We start from the raw sequence: 12,377 nt of genomic DNA, 5'->3' as shown, positions 1-12,377 counted from the left end.
CCGAACTTGCGAGTGCTCGAAGATCGCTACGCGCACAGCCTGGCACTTTGGCCTGTGTTGTCCGAAGTGTAGTCAGTAGGTTGCTTGATCGGGATCTTGCTGGATGGGATCATCGACTCGTGGCGAGGCAAACGGGTGCTATGCACGTGGACCGGATTGTCAGTCGGCAGACGAACGCGGCCGGCGAGCCGCGGGAGTACGTGTCGCATCTGGTGCGGCGTACCTTCCGGGAAGACGGAAAGGTCAAGAACGAGACCATTGCGAACGTCTCGCACCTTCCGCCGGCGGCCATCGACGTGCTCAGGAAAGCGCTCGCGGGCCGGACGCTGGTCGATGTCGAGAAAGATGTCGAGATCGCTCGGTCTCTTCAGCACGGCAATGTCGCCGCGGTCATGACGGTCGCCCGGCAGCTCGGCCTGCCGGCACTGCTGGGGCCGGCTGGGCGACAGCGGGATATCGCCCTAGCGCTGATTGTCGCCCGGATTATCCAGCCCGGTTCGAAGCTCGCCACCAGATCCTGGTGGTCCGACAACACGCTCGGCGCGGACCTGGGGATAGACACGGCGTCGACCGACGAGATCTATGCCGCCATGGACTGGCTGCTACACCGGCAGGACGACATCGAAAGGCAACTCGTGGGCCGGCATCTCGTCGACGGCGGCCAGGTTCTTTTCGACCTGTCGTCGTCCTGGATGGAAGGGCACTGCTGCCCGCTGGCGTCCCATGGCTATTCCCGTGACGGCCGTCGCGGGCTCGAGCAGATCGAGTACGGAGTCCTCACGGACGCCGACGGCCGGCCTGTCGCGATACGCGTCTTCCCCGGTAACACCGGCGACCCGTCCGCGTTCATCGAAGCCGTGCACGCCGTCCAGAAAACGTTCCACCTGAAGAGTGTGATCATGGTCGGCGATCGAGGGATGATCACGTCGGCGCGTATCAGGGCGCTCCGCGAGTCCGACGACCTGGGATGGATCACCGCCCTGCGCGCGCCCCAGATCGCCCAGCTCGCGGCCGTGGACGGCCCGCTGCAGCCGACCCTGTTCGACGAGACCAACCTCGCCGAGATCCGCCACCCGAAATTTCCCGGAGAGCGGCTGATCGCCTGCCGGAACCCTTTCCTGGCAGCCGAGCGTGCCCGCAAGCGTGACGAACTGCTCGATGCCACCGAAAAGGCGCTCGCCCCAGTCGTCGCCGCCGTCACGGAAGGCCGGATCGTCGGCGCCGCGGACATCGGCATGAAGATCGGGAAGATTGTCCACAGGCGGAAGATGGCGAAGCACCTCGAGATCACGATCACGGACGCCGATGTCACCATCGCCCGGCGGGAGGAGAGCATCGCCGCCGAGGCGGCGCTCGACGGCATCTACGTCGTCCGCGCCGAGGAGAAACACGCGAGCGGAATGCGCGGAGACGAGATCGTCACCGCGTACAAGAACCTCTCCCAGGTCGAACGAGTCTTCCGTACGATCAAGACGACCGACCTTCAGGTGCGACCGATCTACCACTACCTGGAAAACCGGGTCCGCGCACATCTCTTGATCTGCTCCCTCGCTGCCTACATCACCTGGCACCTGAGGAAACGGCTCGCCCCCCTCACCTTCACGGACGAGGAGCCGCCAGGCCGCACCGACCCGGTCGCGCCCGCTCTCCGTTCCGAGGCCGCCAACCGGAAATCCACACGCAAGGAACAGCCCGACGGAACGCCTCTTTACAGCTTCCAGGGCCTCCTCGCGCACCTGGCCACCCTGACCCGCGACGAGATCCGCATCAGCGGCGGCGGCAGCCTTCAGCTACTCACGAACGCCACCGAAACCCAGAGAAAGGTCTTCCAGCTAATCGGCGCGCCTATCTCCAAGACCGTTGGTAGTCAGTAAGACGATCAATGGCTGCCGCGAACCCGCAAGTCACGAGCCCGCAGTGCGTCCTAGATCAAGTAAGTTCGGACTAATGGACGAGGCGCTGGACGCGCTCGCCTTCATGTCGGGCGCTGGGCCCGACCTCCCAGATCACGACCTCCCAGATCGCTTACCTCCCCGATCACGACCTCCCAGATCGGCTTCGCCGATCCGGCAGAGACCCCGTCCGCAAGCTCCCAGACCTCCCAGATCAGCTCCGCTGATCCGGCAGGGACCCCGGATCCGGCAGGAACCCTGCTCCCCACGTGGTTCCCGGCCAAGGTGTACGGCGTTGGTCGGCGTGGATCAGGATCACCAGAATGGCTGGGTTGGCACTGCGCCAATGCGCCGTCACCGGCCGTGGCTGGGTTCCGTGACCGGCTTGCCAGATCACGAAGCCGGTGCCTGACGGGTCGGCCCCGCGATCATGACGGAGCGCACCACCGCCGCTCGGCGCCTCAATGGATGGCTCCAGGATGGCCAAGAGTGGCAGGTAGCAGCAAAGGCCGCAGATGGGGCGAACAACAGGCGCCGGAGCCGGCCTGGTACCGTGGCGCACGCGTCCAGCTATCGGCACGACTCCGGCTTCCCGGACAAAGGGGTGAACCGCATGACGCGCGTGGAGGCTCTGCTGGCCGCGGACGAGTTCGTCGCCAAGGTGCTCACCTCTGCCTCATCCGCGGGTACCACCGGCGGTCGTTTCACCGGCGCGCTGAACCTGGCCGAGCGGGTCGATCTCACTCTCCGTGTCGCCCGCTTCCTCCTCGAGGGCCAGCCCTCGTCGGAGACCGACGACATCCTCAAGCGCGACATGCGCAACGAGCTCGATCAGGCTTTCCCCCCGCTCCGGACCTCCTGACCAGGTCTAGCCAGATGCAGGGGGCCCCGCACGGCGCCGAAGGCACCGTGCGGGGGAAGCATTTCCCGCCTCTCCGTACATCCTGAAAAAAGGTTGGCCAGGGGCGAAGAAAGCGCACGCATCCCCGCCGCGCACCTGCTGACAGACCCATGGAGCCAAGGGTTCCCGCCGGGTCTGTTCCGGTGCCGGTGTGCGCCGGCCGTCGAGACCAGGCGCACTGCGGTACGGCGAGGAATCAGCGGTGGATATCCGGGGCGATGTCACGCGCGGGAGCGACGAGCGGGGCCGTCGGCTCGACGAGGACGATGCCATCATCGGGCGGAAGCGGCGGGTGCGTGCCCTGCTCGATGGACTCCTCGAAGACGTGCCGACGCCACCGCTCGCGGTAGAGCGCCGTCGCGAAGCCGATGACGCTGACCAGCATCACGATGACACCGACCGCCGTGAGATCGATGCCTGGTGTGTCGCCACGGACGGCGAACGCCAAGACCGCGCCGAACGCGAAGAACCCGAGACTTGCCATGATTCCCATACCAGATCGGTACCCCGGTAGGACCTAGCCGGAAACAAGCGGTCTGTCCGACACGTCGACCTTTCCGCCACGCGCCATCAGACGGACGCACCCCAGGCGCGCCCAGGCGCCGGGTCCTCCGGCGGCCCGCTCCAGATCAGCGCCCAGGCCGCGGGCCAACCCAACGCGAATCCGGGAGGGAAGCACGATCGGCCGCCTGGCAAGGCACCAGGCGGCCGATCGCCCATCGTGGGCGGGGCTGGTCAGGTTGTCAGAAAGCGTTCTCGGGGACATCCATGAGGTCGAGGGTGGTGGCCTCGAGCATCGCGCGACGGGCGCGCAGCTCGGGCAGGATGTTGGCCGCGAACCACTTCGCCGCGGCGATCTTGCCCTGGTAGAACGGCACGTCCCTGGCCGTCGGCGAGTCGGCGAGCGCCGCCAGGGCGACCTCAGCGCCGCGCAGCAGCAGCCAGCCGATGATCAGATCGCCGAGGCTCATCAGCAGCCGGGTGGAGTTCAGGCCGACCTTGTAGACCTCACGCTTGTCGTCGGCGGCCCCCGTCAGGAACCCGACCATCCCGCCGACCATCGACTGGACGTCCTCGAGCGCGGCGGCGAGCTGGTCACGCTCCCCGGCCAGCGCGCCGTTGCCGGCGTCGCCCTTCGCGAACGTCTGGATGTCGATGAGCAGCGCGGTGAGCGCCTGGCCCTTGTCCCGCACGATCTTGCGGAAGAACAGGTCCTGGCCCTGAATGGACGTTGTGCCCTCATACAGGGTGTCGATCTTGGCATCGCGGATGTACTGCTCGATCGGGTAGTCCTGCAGGTAGCCGGACCCGCCGAGCACCTGCAGCGCGCTGGCCAGCAGCTCGTACGACCGCTCCGAGCCGACGCCCTTGACGATCGGCAGCAGGAGGTCGTTCATCCGCGCGGCCCGCTCGGCGTCCGATCCGGCGCCGCCGGACAGCGCATCATGCGTGCCCGGGACGCCCGGGGTCCCTGCCGGATCCGGGGTCCCTGCCCGATTAGCGACAGGGTCCCTGCCGGATCGACGGAGTCGATCTGGGAGGTCAGCGATCGGGGAGGTCTGGGAGCCGATCTGGGAGGTCTGCTCGGCCAGTGCCACCGTGTCCTGGAAGGAGGCGGTGAAGAGGGTCAGCGCGCGCATGCCTTCGGCGTAGGCCTTCTGCGCCATCAGCATCCGCCGGACGTCCGGGTGGTTGATGACGGTCACCCGCGGCGCGGTCTTGTCGGCGGCCTGGGTCAGGTCGGCACCCTGCACGCGGGTGCGCGCGAACTCAAGTGCGTTGAGGTAGCCCGTGGACAGGGTGGCGATGGCCTTGGTGCCGACCATCATCCGGGCGTGCTCGATCACCTGGAACATCTGGGCGATGCCGTCGTGGACGTCACCGACGAGCCAGCCGACCGCCGGTGCCCGCTCGCCGAAACGCACTTCACAGGTCGCGGAGACCTTCAGGCCCATCTTGTGCTCGACGTTGGTGACATAGACGCCGTTGCGGGCGCCGGGGGCGCCGGTGTTCGGGTCGGGCATGAACTTCGGGACGATGAACATCGACAGGCCCTTGGTGCCGGGGCCGTGGCCCTCCGGCCGAGCCAGCACCATGTGGAAGATGTTCTCGGGGACATCCCAGTCACCGCTGGTGATGAACCGCTTGACGCCTTCGATGTGCCAGGTGCCGTCTGGCTGCGCGACCGCCTTGGACCTGCCCGCGCCGACATCGGAGCCCGCGTCCGGCTCGGTGAGCACCATCGTGGCGCCCCACTGCCGCTCGATCGCCCAGCCGGCGAGCTTCTTCTGCCAGTCGGTGCCCAGCCGGTCGAGGATGCCGGCGAACGTGGGGCCGGCCATGTACATGAACACGGCCGGGTTCGAGCCGAGGATCAGCTCGGAGGCCGCCCAGGCGACCGTGGGCGGAGCGCCGAGCCCACCGAGGTGCGCGGGCACGAACAGCCGCCACCACTCGCCCTCCTGCAGGGAGGCGAAGGACTTCTTGAACGACTCGGGCAGCCGCACGGTGCCGGTGGCCGGGTCGAACTGGGGTGGGTTGCGGTCCGCGTCCGCGAACGACTCACCCAGCGGGCCGACCGCGAGCCGCTCGAGCTCGGCCAGCACCTCGTGGGCGGTCTCGCGGTCCATCTCCGCGAACGGGCCGGTACCGAGGATCCGGTCGACCCCCAGCACCTCGAAGAGGTTGAACTCGATGTCCCGCAGATTGCTCCGGTAGTGCCCCATGGCCGCCCCCATGTCATATGTGGCCTCCGGCCGCGCGAGGCTTCGCCATGATCGCGCGGACTTCGGCCGTGTCATGTGTGGCCTCCGGCCGCGCGAGGCTTCGCCATCGCGGCCTTTGGCCGTGTCATGTGTGGCCTCCGGCCGCGCGAGGCTTCGCCATGATCGCGCGACCTTCGGCCGTGTCCCTAGGGCCTCCGGCCGCGCCGAGGCTTCATCGCCTCGTCACGGCCATCGGCCAGTCCCACCCTCGCCGCGACCCGCCGGGCCGTCGTTGACTTAGTTACCGGCGAGTACGTGATACCCCATGCTACTCGTCAGTAACCAGGACGCAAATGCGACTCGACGGCAGCCACCGGGCGCCCGATCACCCGAAGAGGCCGGCGTCCACACCCAAACCACGACAGATGGCCATCCAACGATCAATGGCTTATCTAAGCTGAGTGATGGGTATCGGTCGGACATGGGCTGACGGAGCCGCCGGAAGGGCGGCGCGGCGCTACGGAGCGCGATAGCTTAGCGAGCGCCCTGTAACCGGGCGGTCGGCAGTTGCTCCCAGCGGTCGGCGCGCGCCCGCGGTCCGCCGGGTGGAGGAGGTAGGCCGTGGCCGGTTGGGCACACGTTCGCCGGCGAAACCGGCGACCTGGTCTCGGCCGCCGGGCGGTCGTGGCGGGTGTACTACCAGTGCTGGTCGTCACCGCCCTGACCGGATGCGGGCAGAGCAAGGACGAGACGGCTGGCTCGTCCGCCCCCCAAGGGGTTACGGCGGCCACGACGGACCCGGGGGTGCGGCCCACCACGCCCGAGCCGAGCCCTCAGCCCGCGCCCACCACGAGTGGCGTGACCAGCGGTGGCGGCACCGACAGCGGCGCCGGTGGCACGACGGGCTCGGGCGAGCCGGGCGGTGGTGGTGCGGCAGCCGGCGCCGGCGGCGGCGACCCGGTTCCCTCCGGAGGGAGCGAGGCATCCGCGAAGCCCAACGTGTCCGCGTCGCCCGTCTTCGTCGGCGAGCCCTGCGCGCCTGGTCAGGACACCGCGCCCGCCATCGCGATCAACGGCCTGACGCTCTACTGCGCCCCGCCGACGCCCGGATCCAATGGCCTGGGCAGCTGGTCGGACGTTCCGTCCCAGCAACAGCAGCAAGGGCCTGCGCCGGGCGCGGAGTGCGATAGCTCAGATATGGGACACGTCCAGCAGGATCCCTCCGGCCGCCCGGTCGCCTGCCTGCGCGAGCCCAACGGCGAATTCCGGTGGGCGGACATCTCCTGACGATCGTGGCCGGTGCGGCTGGCTATCGTAGGGGCACCGCGAACGTGAGGCGGGCCGCTTGACGCTCGGCTTCGCCACTATCGCGCACCCTTTGGCCCTGTGATCCCATAGATGGTGGCCGCCGGGTGCGCGAAGGAAGATCATTTTCGCGCACCCTTTGGCCCTGTGATCCCATGGACGGTGGCCGCCGGGTGCGCGAAGGAAGATCATTTTCGCGCACCCTTTGGCCCAACACCGTCATCGCGCCGCGGGAGGCCCGCCGTCAGTCCGATCGTCGCCGTCGAGAATCTGACGAAACGGTACCGGCGAGTGCACGCGGTGACCGACGTCAGCTTCTCGGTGCGGCGCGGATCGATCACGGGCTTCCTGGGGCCGAACGGCTCTGGCAAGACCACCACCCTGCGCATACTGCTCGGGCTGGTCACCCCGACGAGCGGCCACGCGCTGATCGACGGGCGCGGCTACCGCGAGCTCGCCGCCCCGGCGCGCCGCGTTGGTGCCGTGCTGGAGCCGGCGGCCTACCCGACCCGGACCGCGGCGGATCACCTGCGCGCGCTCGCGATACCTCTCCGGGTCGGCAGGCGCCGGACGGACGAGGTACTCGGCCTCGTCGGACTCGAGGAGGCGGCCGAGCGCGCCGCCGGTTCCTTCTCGCTGGGCATGCGCCAGCGGCTCGCGCTCGCGGGCGCCCTGCTCGGCGACCCGGAGCTGCTGGTGCTCGACGAGCCGGCGAACGGCCTGGACCCCGAGGGCATCCGCTGGCTGCGTGACTTTCTGCGCTCCTGGGCGGCCGAGGGCCGCACGGCACTGCTGTCGAGCCACGTGCTGGCCGAGGTCACCCAGACCGTCGACCACGTCGTGATCATCGACCACGGCCGGGTCGCCCTGGATGCCCCGATGCCCGAGATCGGCCAGGGCTCGGTGACTGTCAGGACCCCGCATGCCGACCTGCTCGCCGATCTGCTCGCCGACCAGCGGGCGGCCGAGGCCGGCGCGACGACCGCCGCGGCCGCCGCGGCGAGCCAGCCCGGCGCGCTGGTCCACCGGGTGGGGCCGGATGAGCTGCGGCTCCCGCACGGCTGGGCCGAGCGGGTCGGGCAGGTGGCTGCCGAGCACCGGATCCCCCTCGTGGAGCTGCACACCACCGGGCCGGACCTGGAGGGCGTCTTCTTCGCCCTGACCCGCGGCGACGCGGGTGGCCTGGAGGCGGGCTCCCACGTCGCGCGCCCACGGGTGGCCGGCCGATGACCGCCGCATTCCCCGGCGGTCACGGCGCGCGGGACGGCCGGCGGGGCCGAGCCTCTGACGGCGGCGCCGAGGACCGGACCCGCGCCCGTACGCGGGTACGGGCGCGAGCCAGCCGGCCCGCCGGGTTAGGCGTCCTGGTGCGCACCGAGTTCTTCAAGATCGCCACCAGTCGCGGTCAGCGCAACACCGTCGCGCTGTTCCTGATCTTCCAGATCCCGACGCTGGTGTTCTGGGGCTCGCAGGCGTCGCCGATCAGCACATGGGAGGGCCTGCGCTCCCGGTCGGGCCTGCTGCTCGGCTACCTGCTGATGGCACTTGGAGTCCAGATCGCCGCGAACGAGTTCCGCTGGCGCACCGCGACCCTCACCTGGCTCGTCACACCCGCCCGCCACCGGGTGCTCGGCGCGCAGCTGCTGACCGTCGTGGCGCTCGGCGCGGCCCTGTCCGCGCTGACGTTCACCGCCTGGGTCGCGGTCGGCGTCGGCCGCCACGACGCCAGGACGATGCGCCTGGACCGGCCCGGCGAGCTCGCGGGCGCGTTCGCCGTCGTCGTCCTCGCCGTCTGCGCCGCCGGCGTCGTCGGCGTGGCGGTCGGGTCGATCGCCCGCGGCCCGAGCACGGCCCTGCTCGGTCTGGTCGGGGTGGGTCTCCTGGAGCTGATCGGCGACTCCAGCCGATTCCGCGGCCCGGTGACCAGTCCGCTCGGCGTGCTCGGCTGGCCGACCTCGGAGCTGGACGCGGTGTCCCTGTGGGCCGCGCTCGGCTGGGGAGCCGCCGCGACAGCCGCCGCACTCGCCGCGCTGCGTCGGGACCTACCCGGATGAGCGGCCTGGAGGGCCAAAGGGCACGCGAAAACGATCTTCCTTCGCGCGCCCGACGGCCGTTGTTCCTGGGATCATCAGCAGGCAAACCGGTAACTCCCGGCGACGGGCCGTGGAGTACCCCCCAGGAGGAACCGGTGTGGGACGAGTCACGACGCGAGCGACCGATACCGAGATCCCCTGCCGTCAGGCCACCCGATCGGCCTACCATCCGGCACATGGTGGCGTGCCCGACATGCTTGGAGGAGAACCCGGACCGCGCCCGGTTCTGCTCCAGCTGTGGGAACCCCCTGCCCACCGCGCGCAGCGGGACCCGCAAGACAGTAACGATCATGTTCGTCGACATCACCGGCTCGACCCACATCGGCGAGAACATCGACTCCGAACCGCTGCAGCAGGTGATGTGGCGGTTCTTCACCAACGTCCGCGAGGTCATCTACTCCCACGGCGGCACCGTCGAGAAGTTCATCGGTGACGCCGTGTTCGCCGTCTTCGGCATCCCGGTGCTGCACGAGGACGACGCGCTGCGGGCGGTGCGGGCCGCGCTCGACATCCGGGCGAGGATCCGCGAGCTCAACGCCGATCTGCGCCGCGACTGGGGCCTCGGGCTGAGGATCAGGATCGGCATCAACACCGGCGAGGTCACCGTCGCCGGCAGCGGGGTCACCGGTGACCCGGTCAACGTCGCCTCCCGGCTGGAGGAGGCGGCCGCCCCCGACGAGATCCTGATCGGCGACAACACCCACCGGCTGATCCGGCCCAGCGTCACCGTCGACCCCGTCGGCCCGCTCGTCGTCCAGGGCAAGCGCGACCCGCTGCGGGCGCACCGGCTGGTCGCCCTGGTCGACCCGACCGCCGGACCCGGCAGCCGCACGCCGTCACTGAGCCTCGCGGCACCGGTCATCGGCCGTAACCGGGAACGCCGACGCATCCAGGACGCCTTCGAGGCCGTCGTCGAGGAACGCATCTGCCATCTGTTCACGGTGCTCGGCCCAGCCGGCATCGGGAAGTCGCGGATGGTGAAGGAGTTCTGCGACGGCGTGTCGAACCGGGCGACGGTGCTGTGGGGGCGCTGCCTGTCCTACGGCGAGGGCATCGCCTACTGGCCGTTGATGGAGATGGTCCGCCAGGCCACCGGGGTGTCGGCCGACTCGCCGGCGTCGGAGGGCAAGCGCCGGCTGCGCGAGCTGCTCGACGAGCTGGGGGTAGCGGGGGCGGCCGAGGTGGTCGCCGCGCTCGCCCCGCTGGTCGGCCTCGGTGGCGCCGAGGTGAGCACCCAGGAGAGCTTCTGGGCGGTCCGCACGTTCTTCCAGGCGCTCGCCGAACGCCGCCCGCTGGTGCTCTGCTTCGACGACGTGCACTGGGCGGAGCCGACGCTGCTCGACCTGATCGAGCACATCACCGACTGGTCACGCGACGCCCCGATCCTGCTGCTGTGCCTGACCCGGCCCGAGTTGCTCGAGGAACGCCGGCAGTGGGGCGGCGGCAAGCTCAACGCCACGTCGATGCTGCTGCAGCCGCTCACCGAGGCACGCTGCCAACGGCTGATCCGCAGCCTGATGGGCTCGGACGACCTCGACCCGCTGCTGGTCGACCGGATCACCTCGTCGGCGGCGGGCAACCCGCTGTTCGTCGAGCAGATGGTCGCCGCGCTGGTCGACGATGGCCTGCTGCGCCGGGACGGTAGCCGCTGGACGGCCACCAGCAGCCTGCGCAACGTCAAGGTCCCGCCGACCATCTCCGCGCTGCTCGCCGCCCGGCTCGACCGGCTCGACGCCGCCGAGCGCAGGGTGCTGGAGCGGGCGGCGGTGGTCGGCAACCGGTTCTACCTGGACGCCGTCGTCGACCTGTCCGAGCCGGAGGAACAGCCCCACGTCGCGGCGCACTGCCTGGCGCTGGTCCGCAAGGAGCTCGTCCACCCGGACCGCTCCGACCTGCCCGGCGTCGAGGCGTTCCGGTTCCTGCACGTGCTGCTGCGCGACTGCGCCTACCAGGCGACGTCCAAGCGGCAGCGGGCCGATCTGCACGAGCGGTTCGCCCGCTGGCTGCAGGCCAGGATGCTGGGCGGCCCGGGCGAGCACGACGAGCTGGTCGGCTACCACCTGGAGCAGGCCTACCGCTACCGGGTCGAGCTCGGCCAGCGCGACGCGGCGACCGTCGAGCTCGGCCGGCAGGCCGCGACCTGCCTGATCGAGGCGGCCGACCGGGTCCGCCAGGGCGACGAGATGGGCGCCGCCCAGTTGCTCAAGCGGGCGATCGTGCTGCTGCCCGAGCTGGACCCGCTGCGCCTGCGGGCCGAGATCGACCTGGGCTGGGCTTTGTACTCGTTCGGCCGGCTCTCGGACGCGGACCGGATCCTGCGCCAGGTCACCGAGCGGGCCCGGCGAGCCGGCGAGGACGGGCTGCGGGCGCACGCGCGGCTCGCGCACCTGCGGGTGCTGTTCTCCACCGAGCCGGACGGGCTGGTCGCCACCACCCTGGAGGAGGCGGGCGATGCGCTGGCGGACTTCGTCCGCGAGGGCGACGAGGTCGGCGCGGCGCTGGCCTGCCGCAGCCAGGCCGCCGCCTACACCGCGGCCGGCCAGTACGCCGCGGCCGAGAAGGCGATGGACATGGCGGTCCAGCACGCCGAGGACTCGGGCGTGCCGCGGGCGGCCCAGTCGCTGCGCCGCGAACTGACCAGCCTGCTGAGCTGGACGCCACGACCGGTCGGGGAGTCGATCACGATCGCGACGGCGGCGCTGGTGGACGCGGGCGACGACCGCGGCCAGCGGCGGGCGCTGCTCGCTCAGCTGGCGGTGCTCACCGCCATGGCCGGCGACCTGGAAGGGGCGCGGGCCCATCTCAAGGACGCCGAGGAGATCGTCTGGGACCTGCGCGGCCCGCGTTTCGACCCGTTGCACAGCGGGTTCGTGGTGGCCAGGGTGGCGCTGCTCGCCGACGACCTGACGACCGCCGAACGGGAGCTGCGCCGCAGTTGCCGGCACCTGTCCCGGATGGGTGAGCGGGCGTACCTGGCGACAAGGGCCGCGGCGCTCGCCGAGGTCATGCTGGCGCTTGGCCGGCTCGACGAGGCCGGCAAATACGTGACCCGCTGCCGGGACGCGGCCGCCACCGACCAGCTGCCCGCGCAGGCCGGCTGGTGCGGGGTCCACGCCCGGCTGCTGGCCATCCGCGGCCGGGAGGCGGAGGCGCTGCGTTTCGCCGACACCGCCGTGGATCTCGCCGGGAAGACCGACGATTTCGACTGCCAGGCCACCGCGCTGCTCGCCCGCGCCGAGGTGCTGCACCGCGCCGACCGCAAGGACGACGCGGCGATGAGCCTGGCGGACGCGCTCGAGCGCTACCACCGCAAGGGCAACGTCACCGGCGCGGCGCTGGCAAACCGAGCCTTCGAGAGCCTCGAAGGCCCCGCCACCGTCGTGATGCTGGCCCCGCCGCACTGAGTTGGCTGGTTCGCTCCGTCCGGGCGGCACGCTCCGGCCCCGTACTCGCTTCGCTCCCACGGGACCTCCGCGTGCCG

At 70.5% G+C, this 12,377-nt stretch carries 8 protein-coding genes; 6 read left to right on the top strand and 2 right to left on the bottom strand.

The window, feature by feature from the left end:
- Window positions 1–146 precede the first annotated feature (146 nt).
- A complete protein-coding gene (locus QOZ89_RS43060; protein ID WP_312623741.1) occupies window positions 147–1,874 on the top strand; it encodes an IS1634 family transposase in 1,728 nt (575 codons plus the stop codon).
- 631 nt (window positions 1,875–2,505) lie between these two features.
- Window positions 2,506–2,754 (top strand): hypothetical protein, encoded by a 249-nt coding sequence (locus QOZ89_RS43055; RefSeq protein ID WP_007516179.1) that lies wholly within the window; start codon window positions 2,506–2,508, stop codon window positions 2,752–2,754.
- A gap of 235 nt (window positions 2,755–2,989) precedes the next feature.
- On the opposite strand, the gene QOZ89_RS43050 is transcribed toward QOZ89_RS43055, so the two are convergent.
- Together QOZ89_RS43050 and QOZ89_RS43045 are read right to left on the bottom strand one after the other, a co-directional pair.
- Window positions 2,990–3,286, bottom strand: a complete 297-nt coding sequence (locus QOZ89_RS43050) for a hypothetical protein (RefSeq protein WP_083418099.1) — start codon at window positions 3,284–3,286, stop codon at window positions 2,990–2,992.
- 250 nt (window positions 3,287–3,536) lie between these two features.
- Complete coding sequence (locus QOZ89_RS43045; protein ID WP_071046721.1) at window positions 3,537–5,519, bottom strand: acyl-CoA dehydrogenase; 1,983 nt, start codon at window positions 5,517–5,519, stop codon at window positions 3,537–3,539.
- Between the two features lie 600 nt (window positions 5,520–6,119).
- Here QOZ89_RS43045 and QOZ89_RS43040 point away from each other — a divergent pair.
- From QOZ89_RS43040 to QOZ89_RS43025, 4 genes are all read left to right on the top strand, one after another.
- A complete protein-coding gene (locus tag QOZ89_RS43040; protein ID WP_312629944.1) occupies window positions 6,120–6,785 on the top strand; it encodes a hypothetical protein in 666 nt (221 codons plus the stop codon).
- Window positions 6,786–7,103: 318 nt separating this feature from the next.
- Entirely contained in the window at window positions 7,104–8,033 is a 930-nt protein-coding gene (locus QOZ89_RS43035) for an ATP-binding cassette domain-containing protein (RefSeq protein WP_241841416.1), read from the top strand.
- Complete coding sequence (locus QOZ89_RS43030; RefSeq protein WP_083417985.1) at window positions 8,030–8,857, top strand: ABC transporter permease; 828 nt, start codon at window positions 8,030–8,032, stop codon at window positions 8,855–8,857. Before QOZ89_RS43035 ends, QOZ89_RS43030 begins: the two co-directional genes overlap by 4 nt.
- A 215-nt stretch (window positions 8,858–9,072) precedes the next feature.
- A complete protein-coding gene (locus QOZ89_RS43025; protein WP_071046248.1) occupies window positions 9,073–12,300 on the top strand; it encodes an ATP-binding protein in 3,228 nt (1,075 codons plus the stop codon).
- Window positions 12,301–12,377: the final 77 nt, after the last annotated feature.

The sequence above is a fragment of the Pseudofrankia coriaricola genome (assembly GCF_032027725.1).
Taxonomy (GTDB): Bacteria; Actinomycetota; Actinomycetes; order Frankiales; family Frankiaceae; genus Pseudofrankia.
Note: the sequence above shows the minus strand (reverse complement) of the source record. Positions and strands in the feature narration are given on the sequence as shown.

What these genes read in the sequence shown, in the direction of transcription:
- QOZ89_RS43050 (WP_083418099.1), bottom strand. Translation starts at nt 3,286, where the DNA reads ATGGGAATCATGGCAAGTCTCGGGTTCTTCGCGTTCGGCGCGGTCTTG.
- QOZ89_RS43030 (WP_083417985.1), top strand. Translation starts at nt 8,030, where the DNA reads ATGACCGCCGCATTCCCCGGCGGTCACGGCGCGCGGGACGGCCGGCGG.
- QOZ89_RS43055 (WP_007516179.1), top strand. Translation starts at nt 2,506, where the DNA reads ATGACGCGCGTGGAGGCTCTGCTGGCCGCGGACGAGTTCGTCGCCAAG.
- QOZ89_RS43045 (WP_071046721.1), bottom strand. Translation starts at nt 5,519, where the DNA reads ATGGGGCACTACCGGAGCAATCTGCGGGACATCGAGTTCAACCTCTTC.
- QOZ89_RS43025 (WP_071046248.1), top strand. Translation starts at nt 9,073, where the DNA reads ATGGTGGCGTGCCCGACATGCTTGGAGGAGAACCCGGACCGCGCCCGG.